The sequence below is a fragment of the Devosia ginsengisoli genome, assembly GCF_024707105.1.
Taxonomy (GTDB): domain Bacteria; phylum Pseudomonadota; class Alphaproteobacteria; order Rhizobiales; family Devosiaceae; genus Devosia; species Devosia ginsengisoli_A.
The window spans coordinates 607,747-628,296 of sequence record NZ_JANQAJ010000009.1; the positions used below are offsets into that span (position 1 = coordinate 607,747).

The 20,550-nt window shown below is 64.6% G+C and carries 29 protein-coding genes and 1 tRNA gene; 22 read left to right on the forward strand and 8 right to left on the reverse strand.

Features of this window, described 5'->3' with window-relative positions; genetic code table 11:
• Position 1: 1 nt before the first annotated feature.
• The 7 genes from NVV79_RS12935 to NVV79_RS12965 all read left to right on the forward strand — a co-directional run bounded on the left by NVV79_RS12935 (position 2) and on the right by NVV79_RS12965 (position 4,162).
• Positions 2-1,054, forward strand: coding sequence for a hypothetical protein (locus NVV79_RS12935; RefSeq protein WP_303990068.1), 1,053 nt, complete (start codon positions 2-4; stop codon positions 1,052-1,054).
• Positions 1,054-1,509: a hypothetical protein gene (locus NVV79_RS12940; RefSeq protein WP_303990070.1), complete on the forward strand. Its 456-nt coding sequence runs from the start codon at positions 1,054-1,056 to the stop codon at positions 1,507-1,509. Before NVV79_RS12935 ends, NVV79_RS12940 begins: the two co-directional genes overlap by 1 nt.
• 109 nt (positions 1,510-1,618) lie before the next feature.
• Positions 1,619-1,864: a DUF1353 domain-containing protein gene (locus tag NVV79_RS12945; protein ID WP_303990411.1), complete on the forward strand. Its 246-nt coding sequence runs from the start codon at positions 1,619-1,621 to the stop codon at positions 1,862-1,864.
• A gap of 27 nt (positions 1,865-1,891) precedes the next feature.
• Positions 1,892-3,127 (forward strand): phage tail protein, encoded by a 1,236-nt coding sequence (locus NVV79_RS12950; protein ID WP_303990072.1) that lies wholly within the window; start codon positions 1,892-1,894, stop codon positions 3,125-3,127.
• 73 nt (positions 3,128-3,200) lie between these two features.
• Entirely contained in the window at positions 3,201-3,719 is a 519-nt protein-coding gene (locus tag NVV79_RS12955) for a phage major tail tube protein (protein ID WP_303990074.1), read from the forward strand.
• 3 nt (positions 3,720-3,722) lie between these two features.
• Positions 3,723-3,995, forward strand: a complete 273-nt coding sequence (locus NVV79_RS12960) for a phage tail assembly protein (protein ID WP_303990077.1) — start codon at positions 3,723-3,725, stop codon at positions 3,993-3,995.
• A 35-nt stretch (positions 3,996-4,030) separates the two neighbouring features.
• Complete coding sequence (locus NVV79_RS12965; RefSeq protein ID WP_303990080.1) at positions 4,031-4,162, forward strand: hypothetical protein; 132 nt, start codon at positions 4,031-4,033, stop codon at positions 4,160-4,162.
• On the opposite strand, the gene NVV79_RS12970 is transcribed toward NVV79_RS12965, so the two are convergent.
• On the reverse strand, positions 4,159-4,821 hold the full coding sequence (locus NVV79_RS12970; RefSeq protein WP_303990083.1) for a hypothetical protein: 663 nt from the start codon (positions 4,819-4,821) through the stop codon (positions 4,159-4,161). The genes NVV79_RS12965 and NVV79_RS12970 overlap by 4 nt on opposite strands.
• A 71-nt stretch (positions 4,822-4,892) precedes the next feature.
• On the opposite strand from NVV79_RS12970, the gene NVV79_RS12975 reads away from it, so the two are divergent.
• The 10 genes from NVV79_RS12975 (at position 4,893) to NVV79_RS13020 (ending at position 11,478) form a co-directional block, all read left to right on the forward strand.
• Positions 4,893-7,139, forward strand: coding sequence for a phage tail tape measure protein (locus NVV79_RS12975; protein WP_303990085.1), 2,247 nt, complete (start codon positions 4,893-4,895; stop codon positions 7,137-7,139).
• Positions 7,140-7,150: 11 nt separating this feature from the next.
• Positions 7,151-7,597 (forward strand): phage tail protein, encoded by a 447-nt coding sequence (locus NVV79_RS12980; RefSeq protein ID WP_303990088.1) that lies wholly within the window; start codon positions 7,151-7,153, stop codon positions 7,595-7,597.
• Complete coding sequence (locus NVV79_RS12985; RefSeq protein WP_303990090.1) at positions 7,597-7,824, forward strand: tail protein X; 228 nt, start codon at positions 7,597-7,599, stop codon at positions 7,822-7,824. The genes NVV79_RS12980 and NVV79_RS12985 overlap by 1 nt, the downstream gene beginning before the upstream one ends.
• Entirely contained in the window at positions 7,824-8,909 is a 1,086-nt protein-coding gene (locus tag NVV79_RS12990; protein ID WP_303990093.1) for a phage late control D family protein, read from the forward strand. Before NVV79_RS12985 ends, NVV79_RS12990 begins: the two co-directional genes overlap by 1 nt.
• A gap of 24 nt (positions 8,910-8,933) precedes the next feature.
• Positions 8,934-9,110 (forward strand): hypothetical protein, encoded by a 177-nt coding sequence (locus NVV79_RS12995; protein WP_303990096.1) that lies wholly within the window; start codon positions 8,934-8,936, stop codon positions 9,108-9,110.
• A gap of 145 nt (positions 9,111-9,255) precedes the next feature.
• Positions 9,256-9,750, forward strand: coding sequence for a M15 family metallopeptidase (locus NVV79_RS13000; RefSeq protein ID WP_303990099.1), 495 nt, complete (start codon positions 9,256-9,258; stop codon positions 9,748-9,750).
• On the forward strand, positions 9,747-10,163 hold the full coding sequence (locus NVV79_RS13005; protein ID WP_303990102.1) for a hypothetical protein: 417 nt from the start codon (positions 9,747-9,749) through the stop codon (positions 10,161-10,163). The genes NVV79_RS13000 and NVV79_RS13005 overlap by 4 nt, the downstream gene beginning before the upstream one ends.
• 208 nt (positions 10,164-10,371) lie before the next feature.
• On the forward strand, positions 10,372-10,713 hold the full coding sequence (locus NVV79_RS13010; protein ID WP_303990104.1) for a hypothetical protein: 342 nt from the start codon (positions 10,372-10,374) through the stop codon (positions 10,711-10,713).
• A complete protein-coding gene (locus NVV79_RS13015) occupies positions 10,697-10,837 on the forward strand; it encodes a hypothetical protein (RefSeq protein WP_303990106.1) in 141 nt (46 codons plus the stop codon). The genes NVV79_RS13010 and NVV79_RS13015 overlap by 17 nt, the downstream gene beginning before the upstream one ends.
• A gap of 80 nt (positions 10,838-10,917) precedes the next feature.
• Positions 10,918-11,478: a hypothetical protein gene (locus tag NVV79_RS13020; protein WP_303990109.1), complete on the forward strand. Its 561-nt coding sequence runs from the start codon at positions 10,918-10,920 to the stop codon at positions 11,476-11,478.
• A gap of 36 nt (positions 11,479-11,514) precedes the next feature.
• Here the strand turns inward: NVV79_RS13020 and NVV79_RS13025 are convergent.
• The 3 genes from NVV79_RS13025 to NVV79_RS13035 all read right to left on the reverse strand — a co-directional run bounded on the left by NVV79_RS13025 (position 11,515) and on the right by NVV79_RS13035 (position 12,668).
• Positions 11,515-11,598: transfer RNA gene (locus NVV79_RS13025), tRNA-Leu, on the reverse strand.
• Between the two features lie 52 nt (positions 11,599-11,650).
• On the reverse strand, positions 11,651-11,959 hold the full coding sequence (locus tag NVV79_RS13030) for an AzlD family protein (RefSeq protein WP_303990112.1): 309 nt from the start codon (positions 11,957-11,959) through the stop codon (positions 11,651-11,653).
• Complete coding sequence (locus tag NVV79_RS13035) at positions 11,943-12,668, reverse strand: AzlC family ABC transporter permease (RefSeq protein WP_303990114.1); 726 nt, start codon at positions 12,666-12,668, stop codon at positions 11,943-11,945. Before NVV79_RS13035 ends, NVV79_RS13030 begins: the two co-directional genes overlap by 17 nt.
• A 484-nt stretch (positions 12,669-13,152) precedes the next feature.
• Between NVV79_RS13035 and NVV79_RS13040 the strand changes: the two genes are divergently transcribed.
• Positions 13,153-14,520, forward strand: coding sequence for an MATE family efflux transporter (locus NVV79_RS13040; protein WP_303990117.1), 1,368 nt, complete (start codon positions 13,153-13,155; stop codon positions 14,518-14,520).
• A gap of 25 nt (positions 14,521-14,545) precedes the next feature.
• Here the strand turns inward: NVV79_RS13040 and NVV79_RS13045 are convergent, their stop codons facing one another.
• Positions 14,546-15,145, reverse strand: coding sequence for a TetR/AcrR family transcriptional regulator (locus NVV79_RS13045; protein WP_303990119.1), 600 nt, complete (start codon positions 15,143-15,145; stop codon positions 14,546-14,548).
• A gap of 107 nt (positions 15,146-15,252) precedes the next feature.
• On the opposite strand from NVV79_RS13045, the gene NVV79_RS13050 reads away from it, so the two are divergent.
• Positions 15,253-16,002 carry an SDR family NAD(P)-dependent oxidoreductase gene (locus tag NVV79_RS13050; protein WP_303990121.1) on the forward strand — a complete coding sequence of 250 codons (750 nt, stop codon included), beginning with the start codon at positions 15,253-15,255 and terminating at the stop codon, positions 16,000-16,002.
• A gap of 1 nt (position 16,003) precedes the next feature.
• On the opposite strand, the gene aac(3) is transcribed toward NVV79_RS13050, so the two are convergent.
• Both aac(3) and NVV79_RS13060 read right to left on the reverse strand, forming a co-directional pair.
• The gene (gene aac(3), locus NVV79_RS13055) at positions 16,004-16,789 is read right to left on the reverse strand and encodes an aminoglycoside 3-N-acetyltransferase (RefSeq protein ID WP_303990125.1); all 786 of its coding nucleotides are present in this window, start codon (positions 16,787-16,789) and stop codon (positions 16,004-16,006) included.
• A 3-nt stretch (positions 16,790-16,792) separates the two neighbouring features.
• Positions 16,793-17,209, reverse strand: a complete 417-nt coding sequence (locus NVV79_RS13060; protein ID WP_146290559.1) for a helix-turn-helix domain-containing protein — start codon at positions 17,207-17,209, stop codon at positions 16,793-16,795.
• A gap of 96 nt (positions 17,210-17,305) precedes the next feature.
• Between NVV79_RS13060 and NVV79_RS13065 the strand changes: the two genes are divergently transcribed.
• Entirely contained in the window at positions 17,306-17,728 is a 423-nt protein-coding gene (locus NVV79_RS13065) for a DoxX family protein (protein WP_303990129.1), read from the forward strand.
• Positions 17,729-17,843: 115 nt separating this feature from the next.
• On the opposite strand, the gene NVV79_RS13070 is transcribed toward NVV79_RS13065, so the two are convergent.
• Positions 17,844-18,413 carry a DJ-1/PfpI family protein gene (locus tag NVV79_RS13070; protein ID WP_303990132.1) on the reverse strand — a complete coding sequence of 190 codons (570 nt, stop codon included), beginning with the start codon at positions 18,411-18,413 and terminating at the stop codon, positions 17,844-17,846.
• A 158-nt stretch (positions 18,414-18,571) separates the two neighbouring features.
• On the opposite strand from NVV79_RS13070, the gene NVV79_RS13075 reads away from it, so the two are divergent.
• Both NVV79_RS13075 and NVV79_RS13080 read left to right on the forward strand, forming a co-directional pair.
• Entirely contained in the window at positions 18,572-19,723 is a 1,152-nt protein-coding gene (locus NVV79_RS13075) for a D-alanyl-D-alanine carboxypeptidase family protein (protein ID WP_303990135.1), read from the forward strand.
• A gap of 154 nt (positions 19,724-19,877) precedes the next feature.
• Positions 19,878-20,549: an outer membrane protein gene (locus NVV79_RS13080; protein ID WP_303990137.1), complete on the forward strand. Its 672-nt coding sequence runs from the start codon at positions 19,878-19,880 to the stop codon at positions 20,547-20,549.
• Position 20,550: the final 1 nt, after the last annotated feature.

Consider the following 20,550-nt stretch of genomic DNA (forward strand, 5'->3'; position numbering starts at 1 on the left):
CATGGCTAACACCGAATATCGCAGCTACCCGCTTCCCGATGAGGCGAAAACCGTCAAGGAAGAATTCGAGACATTCGCCGCTTTTACGCTGCCGATGATCGACCTGGACATGCAGTCCTTGTTCGATGCGCTTGGCAACAAGGCGCCGATCGATCATGAGCACGGGATCGGGGACATTGCGGGGTTATCCAACGCTCTGCAGGGGTTGATGCCGAACTCCAAAACATTCGCGATCACCGATCTGACCGACGTTGAAGGCGCGGCGGAAGCACCGAACGGCTATGTGCTGATCAAGACGGCCGGCAAATGGCTGGCCCAGGCGGCAGCCGCCGCGCTGGGCGCCCATGAGCACGCCATCGAACAGATCACGGGTCTGGTGGCCGCGCTGAACAGCAAGGCCGGTCTGACCTCGGCGGTGCTATTCGACCGTGTGCAGGAACTCTCTACGGCGCAGAAGAACCGGGCCAAGGCCAATATGGGGGTAACCGACCCCACACCGGGCGATATAACCGCCGATGCCCTCGCGCCTGCCATTTCCAGCGCACCTGGCAAGGCTACGCCGGTCAATGCAGACGTGCTCGGCATTGTGGATAGCGCGGCGGACGGGCTACTCAAGAAGCTCACCTGGGCCAATCTCAAGGCAACGCTCAAGACTTACTTCGACGGGCTCTATTCTGCCGCTGGTCACGACCACACCTTTGCGTCCTTGACCGCAAAGCCGACCACTCGGGCCGGCTATGGGATCACCGATGCCGCGCCGATCCCGAGCAGCAGCGCGTACCCGGTGGGGATGGTTTTGCAGGCCTTCCTTCCGGTTGTCGGTGGATCGGCTCTCAGCGTGGCAAATGGCGGGACGACGGCCGGCTCAAATTTGCGGGCACTCACTTGGGCGCAGGTGAAAGGCGCGGGGGGCGTAATCAGCGGGCTGGTAGCCTCGCGTGGCGTGGCCGGTTTGCCCGGAACCTGGCGCAATATCTCGGGCCAGACGCTATCAACAGGGTCAGTTGACGACAATCTTTATCCTCTAGGCGGCATTTGGGTGAGGACGGCCTGATGAGCACAATCATTGCGACTGTCCACACGATCAAGGCGCTGGCCGAAGAAGGCTCTTTCGATATCGACCTCACCGTCGAAGATCTCGGGCGGATAAACTACACCTATCTGCCCGGTGACGATGCCCCGGTCGCGGTGGCACTGACGGCCTGGCTGGCGGCCAATCCCAGCTTTCCGGTCGAGCTGTATGAGCCGCCGCCCGAGCCTCCGGTGGTTTTGCCCACCCTCAAGCCCTACCAGTTTTGGGGCGCGGTTCGGGCGCAGGGCTATGAAGTGACCCTGCATGATTGGGTGGCCAGCATCACCGACCCGGTGGAACAGGCGCTCGCCTCGTCCATGCTGGAATTCTCGCTCGAATTCCGGCGCAATCACCCGATGATCGAGGCGGCCCGCGTCTATCTCGAGATGTCGGAAAGCGACCTCGACAATCTCTGGTCATGGGCGGCGACGCTATGAGCAGCTTCACCGACCCTCTGGTGATCACACCGGACAAACAGGGGCGCTACCGAACGGAGCGCCCCTTCTCTTTGACCTGGGCGTCAAGGGCTCGGGCCTGCGCGTCACCATCCCGGCCGGGTACGTCACCGACCTGGCATCGGTGCCGCGCTGGCTCTGGTGGTTCCTGCCGCCCTTCCATCCGCAATACGCCGCTGCGGCGGTGTTGCACGACTATCTGCGCAGCTGGTCGGGCTTCGACCCACTCACCGCGCATACGACCTTTCTCGACGCCCTGACCATACTCGGCGTCGAGCGCTGGAAGGCGCTGGCCATGTTCCTGGCCGTCGTCGTTTTCGACAGCGCGCGGCGCTGAAACCTCAAACCACAAGGAGACCACCCGATGACCGCACCGGTTTTCGGCATGACTTTCTCGCGCCCCGAAAACGAGGCGTTGCCAGCACTGGGGGCCGACTTCTCGAAAGCCCTGGTGATCGAGACGTCGGAAGATGCCACGGCGCTGACCTATCCTCTCAATACGCCCGTGCGGATCTCGACCAGTGACCCCGCCATGATCACGGCGCTCGGCACCGGCCTGCTCGCCGATGCGGTGAAGGCGATCGCCGCGCAGCTGGGCGGGCTCAATGCCGGCGCCGACGTGACGGTGATCCGCGTCAAGGAAGAGGCGACGGTGGCCCTGACCGTGGCCAATATCGTCGCCGCCCTGGCGCCGACCGCCATCGCCGAAATTGCTTCGGCCACCGGCGCCACGCCGCGCCTGGTCTGGGTCGGTCGCACCAGCTGGCAGGCCGATGCCGAAACGCCCAACCCGATCTGGGCGGCCCTGCCGATCGCCTGCGAAAAGCTGCTGGCCGTGGCCGTAGTCGACGTGGATCCGGACGCCAAGGCGGACGCGATCACGCAGCGCGAGGCCTTCAATTCCGAGCGCATCCTGCCGATCGGCGTCGCGGCCCGCGTCTTTGAAGATGCCGTGCTGGTCACCCGCGCGATGGGGCCGCGCATTATCGGCCTGATGATCCGCGTCGATAACCTGTTCGGCGGCAAGCCGTTCAACCCGTTTGCCAACCGGCCGGTGCTGGGCCTGTCTGGAGTATCCCGCAAGATCCCGTTCTCGCTGCTCGACGGCTCGACCGAAGGCCAGCAGATGCTGGAAAGCGAAGTGTCGATCGTGGTGCAGGGCGAAACCGGCGTTGATGGCGCGGTCGCCGATGGCGGCTTCGTGTTCATCGGCACCGACAACACCACGACGGGCGAACTGTGGAAGCAGATCCACCAGGTGCGAGGCGCCGATTACCTGACGGTCAAGATCATGGAGATCACCCGCCAGTTTCTCGGCAAGAAGATCTCGGCGGATTCGGTCGAGGCCTGGATCAACTCGATCAAGTTCATGCTGCGCGACCACAAGGCCGACGATGACATCATCGGCTCCGACGTGCAGTTCCGCGCCGACAAGAACAGCCCCGAAAGCATCCGCCTGGGGCATTTGACGGTCAACCTCGGGATCGAGCCGGTGCCGGCCTTCAAGGTCGCCAACCACGAAGTGGCACGCTACCGGCCGGCGCTCGACGCGCTGGTCGGCGAGATCATTGCCCGCCTGAATTCGGTCGCCAGCACCTAGGCGTGGCGCCTGCCCCTTTGCCGGCCAGCATCCCGCTGGCCGGTTCATTCGTTCCCGACATTGAGGATTTGAAATGCAGCCGTTTTATCAGCTGACCGCCGTCGATGTGCGCCGCGCCGAGGAAGCGGGCACCTCGCGCGCCACCACGATCGACAAGCTCACCATTCCCGGCCTTTCGTTTGCTACCAGCGAATTCTCGCCCGGTGGCAGCGTGATGGCCGTCAAGTTCGTCCAGCCTCGCCTCGAGGCGCCCGAGCCCAAATTCAGCGTCAAGGGGCTGGATCTCGATATCTTTCGCGGCATGGGCGTGCGCGACCGCTGGGTGCTGGCTGGCGCCTATCGCGAAAAGCGGCCCGGTGGTGGCGGCACGGTGCCCGCGCGCTGCGTGATCGAGGCGGCGATCACCGCCTGGGAGCCCGATGAAAGCGACCCTGCCGAGCTGCAGGGTTGCAACCACACTTTCGCCGAGGTGACCCACCTTGAACTGACGCTGGACAGCAATGAGCTGTTCTATGTCGACCTGTTCGAGAGGGTGCTGCGCGTCAATGGGGTGGATCTGTTCGAGGAAGAGCGCCGGGCGCTGGGGGCTTAGCCGATGAAAAAGACAGTCACCGTGCCCCTCTCCGAAAAGGTCGAACACGACGGCAAGACCTATACCGAACTGACCTTCCGGCCGATGAAGGCGCGCGATGCGCTGGTGGCCGAAGGCGAGGAAAGCCAGGTCATGGCGGGCTACAAGCTCTTCGCCGCCCTGGCCGATGTTCCGGTCGAGGTTATCCTTGATCTCGAAATGGTCGACCTGGCCAAGGTGGGCGAGGGGGTCGCCCCCCTCATGGGAAAGTTGCCGGACATGACGACGGTGAACTAGGGGGCGGCGCGGCCGTTCCCTGGCGCGACGTGATCATGTCGGTTGCCCGCAACACGAATACCCCGATCGACCAGGTCGAAGAGTGGGAGATCGACAAGCTGATCAGCTACTCCAAGACGCTCTCGCGCCAGTTGGCGCGGGAGCGGGGAAAAAAGCGCCAAGCCTAATTCGCGGGAAGGGACAGCAGCATGCCGCCAAAAACAGCGTCGTATGCGCCGCCCTTGAACGTGAGGTTTATCCTGTCGCCATCCTCGATCGAGAAGGCCCGGACCGCAAATCCGGTACCGTCCAGCTGGGCTCCACCCGCCAAAATCGGAATGGGGGCCCCGCTGTTGGCGCGAAGGCGGTACATGACCGGCTGCACGGCATCGATAGCAAGCATGTAGCTGACCTTCTGCATCGCGGCTTGAAGGGGGTCAAATCCCTTGCCGACATTGAGCTGGAGCGCATGCGAGAAGCCAGGCAGCAACTCATTGTCGATCGGCCAGATGTATAGGGCAAAGGCGTCGTCATGCCCGCCCGGCTCGCCGACATAGATCGGCAGCTCACCTTCGACGGTGATGGTGACCTGCGAGCTGTCGGCCACCATGTTGTAGTCCTCCAGTTCGAACGCATCCTCGACGATAGCTTGCACGCTGTCGAGTTGCGCCCGCTTCTCCTCGTCCAACGTACCAAAGCTCTCAAAGCGCGCGATGAAGCGGGCGGTGACATCATCGCCCGCCAGGGCGTCCTGAAGATCTTGGGTATCTACGCGAAGCTCTACTTCCTTGGCCTTGCAGCCTGCCAGAAGCAGAACGGCGGCCAGCACTATAAAAATCGTTTTCATCTGTCCCTCCGGTGGTGCGTCAAAGAAGGCGAACCAGCCGCGAAAGTCCAGTCCTAAAGGTTTGCAACTAAATGGGCGTTCTTACTTCCAAGCTGATCGTTGCGCTGATCGACCAGATCACGGCGCCGGCGCGCGGCGTGGCGCGGGTGATGACGAACCTGCAGGCCGCTTCGCGCGCCAATGCCATGCAGATGAACCAGGTGCGCGGCCAGATGGTCGATGCGGCCGCTGCAGCCTATGCGCTGGGCCGCGCCATTGCCGACCCGATCGGCAAGGCGGTGGCCTTCGAAAGCGCCATGGCTGATGTCGGCAAGGTTTCCGATTTCAGCGCCAGCGGCCTGGCCGCGTTCGGCCAGGATCTGCGCCGGCTGTCCATGTCGGAAATCCCGATGGCCGTCACCGAGCTGGCGGCACTGGCCGAGAATGCGGCGGCGTCCGGTATCGTCGATAGCGAGCTGCTGGACTTCACGCGTGGGACCGCGAAGGCGGCCCTGGCCTGGGGCGTTGCCGGTGCGCAGGCGGGCGAGGATCTGGCGAAGATCAAGACCGCCCTGCGGTTGAGCGTTTCCGAAACCATGCTGTTCGCCGATGCTATCAACCTGCTCGCCGACCGCACGGCTTCGACGGCGCCTGACCTGACCAATTTTACGCGACGGGTTGCCGCCCAGGGTGAGTTCTTCGGTTTCAGCAAGGAAGAGACGCTGGCCTTCGGGTCGGCTATGATCTCGGCCGGCGCGGAATCGGAAGTAGCCGCCACGTCGTTCCGCAATATGGGCCGCGCCCTGACCAAGGGCACAAGCGCCACGGCGGCCCAGCAGCGTGCTTTCAAGCGCCTCGGCCTCGACGCCACCAAAGTGGCCAAGGGCATGCAGGAAGATGCCGTCGGCACCACGCTCGAAGTCATCAAGCGCCTCGGGCAGCTGCCGGCCGAAATGCAGGCGGCGACCATGGGCGACCTGTTCGGTGATGAGGCCCGCGCCCTGGCGCCGCTGCTGGGCAACCTGCAGGGGCTGGAAACCACGCTGGGCTATGTCGCCGACGAAACGCAGTATGCCGGCAGCGTGGCGGAAGAATTCGCCAAGCGTGCCGCCACGACGGAATTCAACCTGCAGCGGCTCAAGAACCAGGTGGACGGCATTGCGCTGGCCATCGGCAATGCGCTGCTGCCGGCCATCAATGGTGTGGCCGAGGCCGTTGGCCCTGTCATCATCGCCATGGCCGATTGGGCAGCGGCGAATCCCGAAATGGTGCTCGCCATCGTCTCGCTGGTTGGCGGGCTGGTAGCGCTGCGCGTGGCGGCGATCGCCACGCGGTGGGCTTTCCTGTTCATGAAAGGCGGGATCCTCGATGCCGCCCTGCTGATGACCAAGGGGGTGGCGGCATTCCTGGCCCTGGTCAATCCGCTCAACCTGGTCAAGAACGCCATCACGGCGCTGCGCTTGGTGCTGATGATGTCCGGGGTCGGGCTGGCCATAGCGGCGATCGCGGCGGCCGGCTTGTGGATCTACAATAACTGGTCGGGCCTCACCGCCTTTTTCGAGGGTTTCGGCCGTGGCTTCATGGCTGCGTTCGAACCATTGATGCCGGCGATCCAGCCGGTCATTGACGCCGGCCAGGCCATGCTCGATTGGGTCACGGCGCTGCTCGGGCCGGTCGATGCCAGCAATGAGGAATGGGCGAGCTGGGGCGAGACGGTCGGCACGCTGGTGGCCGGGGCCATTCTCAAGGTTATCGAGATCGGCAAGACATTGCTCGACTTCTATGTCGGCTTCTACCCGGCTGTTTATAACGCCATCGGCGACCTGATCGGGCTCGGCGGCCGGATCATGCAGATGATTTGGGACGGTATCGCCGCCAAGTTCCAGGAAATGCTTGGCTGGTTCGCGCAATGGCCGGGCATGATCCTCGACGCGATCGGCAAGATCGACCTGTCGTCGGCCTTCACCGGCTGGATACCCGGCATGGGTGGCGCGATCACCGCTCCTGTGCAGGGCAATGGCGGGCATACGCTCTACCCTGTCGGCCAGGCACCCGGCGTTGCCGGCGCCCGGGCGGCGGGTGGAGCGATCGCCAGCGGCCAGACCTACCTGGTCGGCGAGCATGGCCCCGAACTGGTGACGCCTGGCCGCAGCGGCTACGTGCACGATGCCGGCGCCACTGCCGGCATGCTGGGCGCATCGGTGTCGGTCAGCGTCGGCGACATCATCGTGCAGGGCGGCTCGGATCCGCAGGCCACGGCCGAGGCCGTGCTGCAGATGCTGGAACGCCGGCTCAAGGATGCGCTGGGCGGGATCTATGCCGATATCGAATTCGCATAAGGGGGATGGCGATGCTTTTCCAGATCGGGCCGCTGACGCTCGACACGATTCCGTTTGCGGCCGAGAGCTTCGGCCGCAATGCGGGCGCCGACCTCGCCACCAAGCCAGTCATGGGCGGGCTGCAGCCCCGCGAATTCATGGGCGAGGCCGACGAGTCGATCACCATTTCCGGCCAGCTCCTGCCGACCAAGCTCGGCGGCCTGACTGAGCTGGAACTGGCTTTCAGCCTCTCGGCTTCGGCCACCAAGGTGCCGCTGATGCGGGGCGATGGCCGCATGCTGGGCTGGTATGTGATCGAAAAGGTGAGCGAGCAGCATGCCGACCTCACCCGGTTCGGCGTGGGTTTCGTGGTGCGCTACACCCTCAACCTGATCAAGGTCAGCACCGATGGGGCGGTGGGCGGCGCCCAGGCGGGTGGCCTGGTCGGCATGCTGCTCAACCTGTTCGAGGCGCTGTGATGATCGATATCAAGGTTCAACGATCCCGCACCACGCTGGATCTGCTGCTCTGGCGGCAGCACGGCATTGTCGGCATGGCCATGCTCGAAGAGACGCTGGAACTCAATCCGGGCGTGGCCGATCTCGGCGCCGAGTTGCCGATCGGCACGTCGGTGCAATTGCCCGACCTGCCGGCGCCGGCGCCGGTCCAGGTGACGAAGGTAATCGATCTGTTTGGGGAAGACTGATGTGGCCGACGCGATTCCCGGATGCGGGCTGGACTGTCAAATGGGGGGTGATCCTCGACGGGCAGGATCTGACCACGGCATGGGCGCCGACGCTGATCGATATTTCGGTGACCGACAAGGCGGGCGAAGCGTCGGACAGCTGCAGCCTGACGATCGACGACACCGATGGCAAGGTGCGCATGCCCGCCAAGCGCATGCCCCTTGTCGTCATGCTTGAGGGTGCGCGTGTCTTTCGCGGTTTCGTCGAGAAGGTCGAAAGCTCGGGGTCGCGTGGCGCCGGCCGGCTGCTCAAGGTCCAGGCCAAGGGCTTCGATACCGGGGGCAAGGCCAAGGAACCGCAGGCCTTTCACCTCGACGATACCGATCTTGACGGCTATCTCACCCGGCTCGCCCAGGGCGCCGGCATCGGCATCACGGTCGATCCGGATCTCGGCGCGCTGCAGCAGGATTACTGGTCAGCCGATGGGGAGAGCTTCATTGCGATCGGCGAGAGGCTGGCGCGCAAGTTCGGCGGCACGTTCAAGATCCGCGGCGACCAGGCCATCTTTGCCAAGCGTGGTGGCGGCCTGTCACCGGGCGGCCTGGCGCTGGGGGTGACCGAAGCCGTATTCGGCGAGAACCTGATCGACTGGTCGATCACGCCCAAGGATCCGCGCCGCAAGTTTTCGGCGGGCAAGGCGCGCTGGTTCGACCGGCCGAGTGCATCGTTCAAGGAAAGCGATCTCGATTTCGGCAATGCGGATCTCGACGCGTTGCACCTGGTGCGCACCCTGTCAGCCGATGAGAGCGAGGCCGATGCCGTTCTCGATGCCCGCAAGCGGGATGGGGAACGCGAGGGCGGCTCCGGCTCGGTAAAGCTCGACCTTGCTGTCGGCGCCGTGGTCGAGGGGCAATGCCGGATCGCCGGCGCCCGGCCCGGTATCGACGGCACCTATCTGATCGAGACGGTGAAACACAGCGCCAGCCGCAGCGGCGGCGCCACGACGGCGCTGGATCTCAAGCAGCCGGGCGGTGGCGCCGGCAAGGATAGCCGCAAGGCCGGTGAACCGGCCTTCGCCCTGCCCAGCCACGAAACCCTGGGCTAGAACTTCCGCAGGATCGCCTCGATCTTGGCGCGCTTCCCCCTCGGGCGCCACCTGCCAGAGATCGACCAGAATGTGCTGGACGGATTCACGGGCGGCCAGCGCTTCCTCGGCGCGAGCCGGATCCCGGTGCAGGCTTTCGCGATGATAGTCGTGCATCGCCTTTCTGCACCGGATGATCAGCTGATCCACCTCTTGCGGTGACAGATCCGCATAGGGCGTTGGTTCGCCGCCGATATCGATCGGCTCGCCGACCAGCACCGCTAGCGACCGTGTGTCTGGCACCCTGACCATAGCAACCCCCAAGCCTCGCCCCATCGGCGGGGCTTTTTTTCATGGAGAAAATGGAATGAGCAACTGGCCGAAGCAATCCCAGATGGCCGCCTTTTTCGGCAATCCGGATACGAACAATGACGGCGTGGCCGATCTCAAGTGGCAGCAGGATAACCTCACGGCGATCGAGCCGCCCTATCCGATGTTCTACGCCGGCAAGCCGGTGCGCAAGATCACCTGCCACGTCAAGGTTGCCGACAGCCTGATGCGCATCCTCACCAAGATCGGCGACAGCTTCACCGAGGCCGAACGCAAGCAGTATGGCCTCGACCAGTATGGCGGCGTGTTCAATTTCCGCCCCAAGCGCGCCGGCACCAGTCTTTCGACGCATGCCTATGCCTGCGCGATCGACCTTGCCGCCACGCTGAACCCGTTCCGCGCCAAGTATGGCAGCCGCCCGAACATGATGCCGATGGCCGCGGTGAAGATCTTCGAGGCCGAAGGCTGGATTTGGGGCGGCCTTTGGTCGAATGGCGATGCCATGCACTTCCAGGCGGCGACGATCGGATGATCGGCCAGCTTCGCATGGGCACTGTGCTCGCGGCCCTCGCTGTGGCGGGGGTTGCGGGCACGGCCGGCTGGCTGGCGCGCGGGCTGGTGGTCGATCGTATCGAGATCCCGCGCGTGATCGAGCAGCAGGCCGAGATCTGCGAGCAGGTGGCCGAGCGCCACGCGGCCGAGGCCGTGACGGCCGAGCAGCTGCGCCAGTTCAAGATCGGCGAGGCGGCCTGGGACCGCTTCAATCAACAGAGCCAGGCGGCGGCCGACGACGCCCAGGCAAAGCAGGACGTGTTGGAACTGGAGCTGGAACGCTATGCGCAACGGGCGCGGGATGCTGGGCGCGTTTGCGCTCTCGACGATGCTGATCTTGAGCTTATCGGGGTGCGCCAAGCCGCCGAGCCGGCTGGCCCAGGCGGCCGCTGAACGGGGCAAGGCAGAGGCGGGTGTCTACCTGCCGCCCCTGCCGGGCGAGTGCCGGCAGGCCGTTCCCCACGCGCCGGCCGCCCTGGGGGGCGAATGCCGTCGTGGTCCTGGCGCGCGAGCGGGTGCAGCTCGATCGTGCCAACAGCGTGATCCGCCGTTGCGCCGACAATTACGACACGATCAAAGCCGGGATGGAGGCGGAACCTTAATGCAAGAATTCTTCGATTGGCTACGCTCCGAAGAGGGCCGCCTGGTGATCGCCGGCGCCATGGGCGGTGTGGCCCGCTGGTTGGCCCTTAAGCAGGGGTGGCCGGACAATGTCATCAGCGTCATCCTCGGTCTGCTCTGTGCCGCCAACCTTGGGCCGGTTGTGCTGGTCTGGCTTTCCCCCGTGCTTGGCTTTGCCGGGGTGACCGGTATGACGGCAGCGCTGCTATCGGGCTTTCTGGCAGGTGTGGGCGGGATCTCTATCATCGCCTTCATCATTGAGGTTTGGGACATTCGCCGGAAGCTGCTGCACAAGGGAGGCTCCGATGACCCGCAAACTTGACCCAGTTGCATCGCGGCAAGCAACCAAGGAGGCGATGGTCATCGCCGGTCAGCGTGCCTGGCGCACAACGGTGGTCGGTCTGTCGCTGGCCGCCCTCATCGTCGTAATCACAATATTATCGTGAGCCCACTCACCTAATTGTTCTCAGTCTGTTCACGGTGCTATACGAGTCCGCCTCACAGGAGGTGGACCTTGCAACGGTGGGTGTCCGGCAAGAAATTCTCGGCCCAGCCCGCAGCCACGCTGGAGGTGCGCTGCGAGCGTTGCTCCCGGCACGGCCGGTATGCCTGCTTTCGGCTCTATGCCGAATTCGGCGACCTGGGCGGCCGGGATGCCCTGATAGCGATCGCAGCAAAGGGCGGGTGTCATAGGGCGCGGCAGCCGCCCGCGCCGGCCGATGGCGACTATCTCGAAAAGCGCTGCCAGATCGCGCCTGTATCGGACGCCGACAGCTACATGCCGCCGCCGACCATCTATAGCCGGATGCATCAAGGCTGGCGTCTCTTCGTGAAATGCGATCGGCAACGGCAGGGGCTCAAGTCGGCCAAGCCCTGCCCTGTTCCCCCGGTTGAACTTGACCTGCCGACCCTGGTGGCCACCCTCGGCCATGATTACCTGGTCGATGATTTATGGGAGAGGCTGGTGGCGCCCTGCTGCGCGACTCGCTCGATCAAGGCCTATTGGTACGAGCCCGAGGCAAAAAACACGCCCCAAAACATGCCCCAAAACGTGCCCCGGAGTGGTGCGGACGGACCCAAATCTTAGGTATATCAGTACGTTAGGAAATTGCAGTGGGATGATTGGTGCCCCCCGCCGGACTCGAACCGGCACGCCTCGCGGCGGAGGATTTTGAGTCCTCTGCGTCTACCATTCCGCCAGAGGGGCACGGGGAGCGTTCCTAGCCCAGTTGCCCGCGGGCCGCAACCGGGTGCAGCGATTATCCGGCGATGAGCAGTCGGACCAGATAGACCGTGGCGACACCGGCCGCCATGGCCGCGAAGAGGTTGCGTGTCAGGATGAAGATGCCGCCCGTCGCCACGGCGGCCACGACCTCGGCCGGACTGCCGGTGACCAGCGCCGGCGCCACCAATGCGGCCAGTACCGCGCCGGGAATGTGCCGCAGCCAGGCGGCGGCAAAGCCATCGCGCGGCAGGCGGTCGGCCAGCAGCAGCCCGCTGGCCTTGACGGCGATGGTGACCAGCGCCATGCCCAGAATGGCGATGACGGCTTCAGGCGTGGTGTGCATGCTTGCGAACCTCCACCAGGGCGCCGGCAAGACTGCCCGCCACGCCGCCGACCAGAATATGCCAGCTACCTTCGACGAATTGTGCCGTGGCGATGGCGGTGAGCGCCGCGACCAGCCAGGGCACGATATCGCCCCGTCCCTTCCACATGCCGAGCAGCAAGGCCAGGAACGTGGCGGTGAAGGCGAAATCGAGCCCCCAGCGCGCCGGATCGTCAATGGCCGAGCCCAGGCCATAGCCGATGAGATTGGTGCTCATCCAACTGATCCAGGCCAGGGCGCCACCGCCCATGAGGAAGGCGACGCTGCTGCCGCCCCGCGCCATGGCAGCCACGGTCATGGCCCAGTTCTCGTCGGTGACCAGATACATGCTGAGCGCGCCGCGCCAAAGGCCCTTTTCCGGATAGAGCGGGCGCAGGGTCGCCGTGAGCAGCAGGTAGCGCAGATTGACGATGAGCGCCGCCAGGATCAGCGGCCCGATGGGCAGGCTCGATGGCGTGGCGGTCCACAGGTCGAGCGCCACGAATTGTGCCGAACCGGCAAAGACGAGGCCGCTCATCATCACGACTTCGATGAGGCTGAGACCCGCCCCGCGCGCCAGCACGCCCCAGACCAGCCCATAGGCCGCCACCGAAATGGCGACCGGAACGCAGGCGCGGGCGCCGGCAAGGAACTGGTCGGAAAAGCGATAGGGGGCAGCGAGCGTGGACATGGGTGATGCTTAGCCTGTGGCGGCACGCAACGCATCGGGAATTTGCGGCCTGGCGATGACAAGTGGTGATGGTGGGTATTCGCGGGGGTGATGTGCGCAGGAGCAGAAAAGACGGCGCGTGTGGCCCACCCCCACCCTTGATCCCTCCCCACAAGGGGGAGGGAGACGATGAACACTGGCATTGGATCTAGCGCCTCCCTCCCCTCGATGGGGAGGGACCGAGGGTGGGGTGGGGCCGCGCGGCGATGGTTGGCATTGGCGCAACAGGAGGCAGCCCAAAGAGAAGCCAGATTGACGCCCCAACACCTCCGGCGTACACAACCGGCCGTGTCATTTCCATGCCTCCAGCGCCCGTCCAGCCTGCGCCCCGCCTTCGGGGTGTGAATCGGTCCCTGCAGCGGCCTGAAATATTGCTCAGTGCCTCCGCTGTTTTCGGGGCCAGCGACGTGACGCGAATTTTGTCGAGGTTATCAGGACTGTTCAAATGAACCCCCAATCCAAGCCGCTCTGGCAGCGGTTCGTTGTCTTTCTCGTGCCGCTCATGGCGTCCAACATCCTGCAGGCGCTGTCGGGCACGGTGAACTCGATCTATATCGGGCAGCTGATCGGCGTCGAGGCGCTGGCGGCCACCGCCACTTTCTTCCCCATCATGTTCTTCCTGATGAGCTTCATCATCGGGCTGTCGGCCGGCTCGACCGTGCTGATCGGCCAGGCCTGGGGCGCCCGCAATGTCGATAAGGTCAAGCAGGTGACCGGCACCACCCTGGCCGCGACCCTGGTGCTCGGCCTGCTGGTCGCCATTTTCGGCGGTTTCTTTGCCGAAGGCATCATGACCCTGCTCGGCGCGCCCGAAAATATCCGCGAGCTGGCGGTGGGCTATGCCCGCATCGTGCTGATCGGCATGCCCGGTTTCTTCCTCTTCCTCGTGGTCACCTCGGTGCTGCGCGGCGTGGGCGATACCATCACCCCGCTCTTCTCGCTGATCATGTCCATGGTGGTGAGCCTGCTGGTCACCCCGGCGCTGATCCTGGGCTGGTTCGGCCTGCCACAACTGGGCGTCGATGCCGCTGCCTGGGCGATGATTGCCGGCTTCCTGACCGTGCTGATCTTCCTGTTCGTCTATATGCGCGCCCGCAACATGCCGCTGGCGCCCGATCGCGTGCTGCTCGGAGCCATGCTGAAACCGGACTTCAAGCTGCTCGGGCTGATCCTCAAGCTCGGCGTGCCGGCCGGATTGCAGATGGTGATTTCCTCCATCGCCGGCATCGTCGTCATCGGGCTGGTCAACCGCTTCGGCTCGGACGCCACGGCCGCCTATGGCGCGCTGGGACAGGTGATGAGCTATGTGCAGTTCCCCGCCATGTCGATCGGCATCGCCGCCTCGATCTTCGGGGCACAGGCCATCGGCGCCGGCCAGATGCACCAGCTTTCGGCCATCACCCGCACGGCTTTGGGGCTGAACCTGGTGATCACAGGCGGATTGATCGTGTTGGCTTATCTGTTCAGCCAGCATCTGGTGGCCCTGTTCATCACCGACCCGGAAGTGATCGAGCTCACCGAGACGCTGCTGCATGTCGTGCTGTGGAGCATTCTCTGCTTCGGCTGGAGCGTGGTCTTCTCGGGTATGATGCGCGCCAGCGGCACGGTCTATGCGCCGATGATCCTCTCGCTGGCCTGTATCCTCTGCATCGAACTGCCCGGCGCCGTCCTGCTGAGCCAGACCAGCCTGGGCCTGACCGGCATCTGGATCGCCTATGCGGCGAGCTTCACCATGATGCTGGTGCTGCAGGCGAGCTGGTATCAGTTCGTGTGGAAGAAAAAAGAAGATCGTCGCGCTGATCTAGGCGATTGAGGGCGGCCCTGCGGGGCCGCCCTTTTCATTGACCGACCAGTGAATCCCAGGCGGCCAGCGCAGCGGTGACGATCCGGTCGAGCTCGGCCTGCCCCGCGCCGTCCCGCGCCTCGATGGCAAGCCCGTTGATGACGGTGGCATAGAAAGTGGCGACCGCTTGCGGGTCGGCCGTATCGGGCACGTCGCCATCGGCAATGCCGCGGGCCAGCCGGGCCGCCAGCCGGTCACGCGTCGCCTGGCGGCGGCGGGTCAGATGCGCCCGGACATCGGCATTTTGCGGCGTGCCAACAGTGGCCGACAGCACGATGAAGCAGCCCGGAGGAGCACCGGCATTGAGCTGGCAAGCCGCATTGCGGCGCAGGGTCGTGACGAAAGCTGCCTGAGCGGTGGGCGCGTCGTCGAGGTCGGCCTGCGAGAAGCAGCCATAGGTATCCTCGTAAAGCTGCAGCGCCTCGAGGAACAGGTCTTCCTTGTTGCCGAAGGCCGCATAGAGGCTGGGCTTGCCGATGGCCAGCGCCTCGGACAGGTCACCGATCGACGTGCCTTCATAGCCGCGTTCCCAGAACAGCAGCATCGCCTTCTGCAAGGCTTCGGTGCGATCGAATTCGCGGGGTCGTCCTGCCAAAACCGGGTGTCCAATGCAATCTATACCGATCAGTATAAAATCCTTGACCGGCAATCGCAAGCCGGTCTAGCAATTGTGTACCGATCATTACAAAATAGGAGACAGACATGCGATCCAGGCCCGAACTTCTCGACCAGGTGGCCCTCGTAACCGGCGGCAGCCGCGGCATCGGCGCTGCCATTGCCGTCGTCCTGGCCCGATCAGGCGCCAATGTAGCCTTCACCTTTGCCAGCAATGGCGCCCGTGCCGAGGCAGTAAGCAAGCAGATCACCCAGCTCGGCCGCAAGGCGCTCGCCTTCCAGGCCGATTCGGCCGACCCGGATGCGGTGACCGCGGCCGTGGAACGCACGGTCGAGCATTTCGGCCGGCTCGACATCCTGGTCAACAATGCTGGTGTGGGCGATGGCGGCGCCTTCGCCGATGTCTCCCGCGCCGATTTCGACCGGTTATTCGCCATCCATGCCCGCGCGCCCTTCTTTGCGGCGCAGGCGGCGGCAAGGCATATGCTCAATGGCGGCCGCATCATCAGCATCGGCACCAACCTGTCGACCCGCGTGGCCGAGCCAGGGCTGGCGCTCTACGTGTCCAGCAAATCGGCACTGATCGGCATGACGCGGGCGCTGGCGCGCGAATTGGGGCCGCAGGGCATCACCGTCAACACGGTCGATCCCGGCTCGACCGACACGGAGATGAACCCGGCCGACAGCCCTTACGCCAGCGAGCAGTTGAAGCATAACGCATTGGGCCGTTTCGGCGCGGCGGAGGATGTGGCAGCGGCCGTATTGCATCTGGCAGGACCGGGCGGCCGCAGCATTACCGGCAGCTCCATCCTGGTCGATAGCGGCTTCAACGCTTAGGTCAGGCTGGGAACCGGCGCTCCAGCCAGTCGACCGCGAAGGCGACGACGGCTGGGGCGTCGACCAATACCGAGGGGGCGTGGCCGATGAGGCCGCGCCGGCCCTGGTCGGTGGCGAGGAAATCTTCGACCACTTCCTCGAAATAATCGTCTGCCAGCCCTTCGACGACCGGGTCGGACGTGTCGAATTCCTCGAAATCGCGCCACACCGTCTTCCCGTCGACCAAGATGGGAGACTGATAGCGCCGCAGGCGCTTGCCGGGGATATCGGCCAGATGCTCGGCGTGATGCAGCAGGGTCATCGTATCGAGTGGAGCGCCGACCAGCAGCGTCTTGCCGCCCGATGCGACCAGCTTGCCGAGCGGCGATTGCGGGCCATAGCCGTAGTCCATCGCATGATCGGCGGTGAACCAGTCGGCCTTGCCGCCCAGGGCAGCAAAGGACGCGCCGGGATTGCCGCTGCGGCATGCGCCGGGCGTGGTGCGCAGCAGTTCAGGAAAGGCGCCATTGTCGCGCGTGGCGCGGGAACGGGCCGGATCGAAGGGCGGCACATGCACCCGCAAGGCGGGATCGGCCAGGTCGCGATCATCATAGTTCCAGTCGCAATAGCCCAGGATCGTGCCTTCGGGTCCGACCGCATCGCGCAGGGCGTCGATCAGCGCATCCGGACCGCCCAGCATCGGGCCGACCGAGCGCAGGCCGGCATGCACCAGCACGGCATCGCCCCTTACAAGGCCGAGCGCCGACAGGTGTTCGGCCAGCGCCGCGCGGGTCCAGATACCAGGCATGGCTCAGCCGCGGGCGTAGGCGACCTTGCGCGGCTCGGCCGCCGCCACGGCGCTTTCGCGCGCATCGTAGACGGCGCGGGCATCGATGATGGCGGCATGGTGCTCGGCCGACCAGTCCCACAGCTTGCTGATGGGACCATCCAGCGTCTTGCCCATTTCGGTGAGGCCATATTCGACGCGCGGCGGCACTTCCGGATAGATGGTGCGGGTGACCAGCCCATCGCGCTCCAGATTGCGTAGCGTCAGGGTCAGCATGCGCTGGGAAACGCCGTTGATCATGCGCTTGAGCTCGTTGAAGCGCAGGGTGCCGTTGCGCCCGAGCATGCCCACCACCATCACGCTCCACTTGTCGCCGATGCGATTGAGGACATCGGACATCGCGGTGCAATTGGCGGATTTGGATGTGTCATGCAGTGACATGGCTGTACCTTCTTGTGCGTAACTCAGGCACAAATATAAACACAGTTCTCTAATGTGCCTAGGGTACAAAAGTCAGATCGGTTCGAGGAGGAACAAATGACCGACGTGACCAACGGCGCCACCGGCCGCAGCGGGTGGAATATCGGGCTCTGGGTAGCGCAGGTGGTGCTGGCCGTGATGTATGGCTTTGCTGGCTTCAACAAGGTAACCCAGTCCATGGAGGGCCTGGCCGCCATGGGCATGGGCTATGCCGTGGATTTCCCCGAACTTTTGACCCGCTTCATCGGTACGATGGAAATCCTGGGCGCCATCGGCATCATCCTGCCGGCACTGACCCGCATCATGCCGCGGCTGACGCCGCTGGCGGCCCTGGGCTTCTCGGTCATCCAGGTACTGGCCATGGGCGTGCATATCTCGCGCGGCGAATTCATGGTGCTGCCGATGAACCTGGTACTGCTGGCTCTGTCGCTCTTCGTGCTGTGGGGCCGCGAGCGCAAGGCGCCGATCAGCCCCCGCTGAGCTTTCGCCCGGATCCATCCGTCCAACGCAGCTCCCCCTCACCCTGACCTTCCGCTGAACGCGTCAGGTCACCCCTCTCCCACCAGGGGAGAGGGGAAGGAAGATCAAGTCACTCTCAAGCTGCCTTGTGCTCGGCGCCGTAGAGGCCAAGATAGTAGTTCAGATTATCGTCCCGCAGCCCCAGCGTTTCCAGCACACCGCCCATGAAGCTGACCGGCGCCGTGCCGGGCGCCGTGACGATCCTCCCGGCCACCACGGCATCGGGCTGGTCGCGATAATGCGGCGCGCCCTTGTAGCCGGTCGGTGTGAGGTTGTCGGTCGAGTTGGATGTGTGGGCGACATCGTCGAGCAGTCCGGCTCGGGCCAGTGCCAGCGTGCCGTCGCAGATGCCGGCCACCGTCTTGCCCGCGTCGCGTGCGGCGATCAGTGCCTTGCCGATATCGGGCGCATCTGCCTGGCTCCACGCCGCGCCGCCATTGACCACCAGCGCATCGATGGCGCCGACATCGATGTCATCCACCGCCATGTCCGGCGTGACCTTGAGCCCGCCCGAGGAGGTGACCGGCTTGCCATCCGGCGTCGCGAACCTTGTGTCGATATGGAAATAGGAGCGTGCCGCCGCGTTGAGCAAGGCGGTTTCCCAATCGGCATAGCCTTCGGTGAGAATGGTGACGATCGTGGTCATCTGATAGCTCCTGTTGGTGAACCCAGCCTGCCGCCGGCATATGACAGATCGTGTCAGCAGGTTCAAAAGCCCGTCAGGCGGGCCGGCGCGCATTGAGATGAAACGCCCGCGCTGCTAAGAGGATGCCGCCTTCCCCACCGTATCGGAGCCGTTGCCCCTTGCTGTTCGCCCGTCGTTTCGTCCTTGTCCTCATGCTGGCGCTGCTGAGCCTGGCGCCGGCCCGCGCCAATCCGATGCTGCTGGTGGATATGGACAATTTCGCCGTGCTCTATGCCGAGGACGCCGGCCAGCCCTGGCATCCGGCCTCGCTCACCAAGCTGATGACGGCCTATGTCGCCTTCGACCAGATCGCCCTGGGCAAGGTGAGTCTCGATACGCCCGTGGTCATTTCCCGCAAGGCCTTCAACCAGGCGCCATCCAAGTCGGGCCTGGCCGTCGGCAGCGCCGTCACCCTGCAGGACGCGCTCTATCTCCTGCTGGTGAAGTCGGCCAATGACGTGGCCGTGGCCATTGCCGAAACCATTGCCGGCGACGAAGCCAGCTATGTGGCGCTGATGAACGACACCGCCGCGCGCATGGGCCTGACGGCAACCCATTACGCCAATGCCAATGGCCTGCACGACCCGGCCCAGGTCACCTCGGCGCGAGACCTGGCCATTCTCTCGCTCTATATCCGTCAGACCTTCCCGCAATATATGCCCATCTTCGGCACCGCCACAGTGATGCTCAACGGCAAGAAGCTGGAATCGGAAAACAAGCTGCTGGAAACCTTTGCCGGCACGACCGGCATGAAGACCGGCTTCATCTGCGCCTCGGGACTCAACATGGTGGCGACAGTGGATCGCAATGGCCGCCGCCTGCTCGCCGTGATCCTGGGCGGCGCCTCGGCGCGCGACCGCAACGAGCGCACCGCCGAACTGATCCTGCGCGGGCTGAGCGGCGCGGCCACGCCCACCGGGCAGACCGTGCTGACGCTGGGCAACAATCCGGGCGCACTGCCCGTCGACATGCGGTCGCAGATCTGTGGCAAGGAAGCCAAGGCCTATGTAGCAAGCCAGGAAGCGGCCTTCCCCATGGGCCTCAAGGGCCAGCCGAGCTTCCTCACCGACACGGTGCTGACCAGCTCCTACGTGGCGACCGATCTGGGCCGCATCGCGGTCGGCGTCAGCCTGCCGCGGCCGCGCCCCGCCCATCTGCCGATTTTCAGCGAACCGACCACCGAGGCGGCGCTCGACGGCGACCTGCGGCCCGGCCTGCCGGCGGCCATGCCGGGCGCCGTGCCCTTCCCCCGGCCGCGCCCCAACTTCTAGACCTATCGAAAATCTGGCGCTTCATGCACCTCACGCAGAGGTGACGCCCAGCCATGGCGCTACTGCATGGCGTTAACCTTGTTCCTTACCGGGGTGTTAATTTTTTCCGTCGCATTTTGCGGAAAGACATCAGACCCTTCAGACGAGGACATCCATGAAGCGCCTTGGCATCATGCTTTCCGCGATCGCCCTGCTGACATCAGCCGGCCATGCCGCCGATCTCGGCTGGAACAGCGGCGCCAGCCCGATCTATTCGCCCACCCCGGCCTCCGGCTGGTCGGGCTTTTATGCCGGCGTCAGCGGCGGCTATGGCTTCGGTTCCCAGACCGTGCAGCCCGCCCCCGGCGCAGCGGCAACGAACAATACCGGCGGCTGGAACCTCGGCGGCCAGGTTGGCTACAACATGGATATGGGCGGCTTCATCATCGGCGCCGAAGGCGACCTGCAATGGGCCAATGTCGGCTATTCCGAAGCCCTGGGCGCCGATACATTCCGCACCGGCATCGACTTCTACGGCACCCTGCGCGGCCGCGCCGGCATGGCCTTCGGCCAGGTCATGCCCTATGTGACCGGCGGCCTTGCCGCCGGGCGCGGCACGGCCAGCCTGGACAATGGCGTGGTCACCACGCAATCGGCCACCCATATGGGCTGGACCGCCGGCATCGGCCTCGAGGCCCAGGCAACCGAGAATATCACGATCAAGGCCGAATATCTTTACGTCGATCTGGGCACCCAGACCTATAACAACCTGCCGGCCCCGGTCGGCAATATCGACGTCTCGCAACGCTTCAGCGTGGTTCGCGCCGGCATCAACTACAAGTTCTAGC

What these genes read in the sequence shown, in the direction of transcription:
- NVV79_RS13080 (WP_303990137.1), top strand. Translation starts at nt 19,878, where the DNA reads ATGAAGCGCCTTGGCATCATGCTTTCCGCGATCGCCCTGCTGACATCA.
- NVV79_RS12980 (WP_303990088.1), top strand. Translation starts at nt 7,151, where the DNA reads ATGCTTTTCCAGATCGGGCCGCTGACGCTCGACACGATTCCGTTTGCG.
- NVV79_RS13005 (WP_303990102.1), top strand. Translation starts at nt 9,747, where the DNA reads ATGATCGGCCAGCTTCGCATGGGCACTGTGCTCGCGGCCCTCGCTGTG.
- NVV79_RS13000 (WP_303990099.1), top strand. Translation starts at nt 9,256, where the DNA reads ATGAGCAACTGGCCGAAGCAATCCCAGATGGCCGCCTTTTTCGGCAAT.
- NVV79_RS12970 (WP_303990083.1), bottom strand. Translation starts at nt 4,821, where the DNA reads ATGAAAACGATTTTTATAGTGCTGGCCGCCGTTCTGCTTCTGGCAGGC.
- NVV79_RS12940 (WP_303990070.1), top strand. Translation starts at nt 1,054, where the DNA reads ATGAGCACAATCATTGCGACTGTCCACACGATCAAGGCGCTGGCCGAA.
- NVV79_RS12990 (WP_303990093.1), top strand. Translation starts at nt 7,824, where the DNA reads ATGTGGCCGACGCGATTCCCGGATGCGGGCTGGACTGTCAAATGGGGG.
- NVV79_RS13070 (WP_303990132.1), bottom strand. Translation starts at nt 18,413, where the DNA reads ATGACCACGATCGTCACCATTCTCACCGAAGGCTATGCCGATTGGGAA.
- NVV79_RS12955 (WP_303990074.1), top strand. Translation starts at nt 3,201, where the DNA reads ATGCAGCCGTTTTATCAGCTGACCGCCGTCGATGTGCGCCGCGCCGAG.
- NVV79_RS12950 (WP_303990072.1), top strand. Translation starts at nt 1,892, where the DNA reads ATGACCGCACCGGTTTTCGGCATGACTTTCTCGCGCCCCGAAAACGAG.
- NVV79_RS13010 (WP_303990104.1), top strand. Translation starts at nt 10,372, where the DNA reads ATGCAAGAATTCTTCGATTGGCTACGCTCCGAAGAGGGCCGCCTGGTG.
- NVV79_RS13050 (WP_303990121.1), top strand. Translation starts at nt 15,253, where the DNA reads ATGCGATCCAGGCCCGAACTTCTCGACCAGGTGGCCCTCGTAACCGGC.
- NVV79_RS13035 (WP_303990114.1), bottom strand. Translation starts at nt 12,668, where the DNA reads ATGTCCACGCTCGCTGCCCCCTATCGCTTTTCCGACCAGTTCCTTGCC.
- NVV79_RS12965 (WP_303990080.1), top strand. Translation starts at nt 4,031, where the DNA reads ATGTCGGTTGCCCGCAACACGAATACCCCGATCGACCAGGTCGAAGAG.
- NVV79_RS12985 (WP_303990090.1), top strand. Translation starts at nt 7,597, where the DNA reads ATGATCGATATCAAGGTTCAACGATCCCGCACCACGCTGGATCTGCTG.
- NVV79_RS12935 (WP_303990068.1), top strand. Translation starts at nt 2, where the DNA reads ATGGCTAACACCGAATATCGCAGCTACCCGCTTCCCGATGAGGCGAAA.
- NVV79_RS13015 (WP_303990106.1), top strand. Translation starts at nt 10,697, where the DNA reads ATGACCCGCAAACTTGACCCAGTTGCATCGCGGCAAGCAACCAAGGAG.
- NVV79_RS13060 (WP_146290559.1), bottom strand. Translation starts at nt 17,209, where the DNA reads ATGTCACTGCATGACACATCCAAATCCGCCAATTGCACCGCGATGTCC.
- NVV79_RS13030 (WP_303990112.1), bottom strand. Translation starts at nt 11,959, where the DNA reads ATGCACACCACGCCTGAAGCCGTCATCGCCATTCTGGGCATGGCGCTG.
- NVV79_RS12960 (WP_303990077.1), top strand. Translation starts at nt 3,723, where the DNA reads ATGAAAAAGACAGTCACCGTGCCCCTCTCCGAAAAGGTCGAACACGAC.
- NVV79_RS12975 (WP_303990085.1), top strand. Translation starts at nt 4,893, where the DNA reads ATGGGCGTTCTTACTTCCAAGCTGATCGTTGCGCTGATCGACCAGATC.
- NVV79_RS13065 (WP_303990129.1), top strand. Translation starts at nt 17,306, where the DNA reads ATGACCGACGTGACCAACGGCGCCACCGGCCGCAGCGGGTGGAATATC.
- NVV79_RS13040 (WP_303990117.1), top strand. Translation starts at nt 13,153, where the DNA reads ATGAACCCCCAATCCAAGCCGCTCTGGCAGCGGTTCGTTGTCTTTCTC.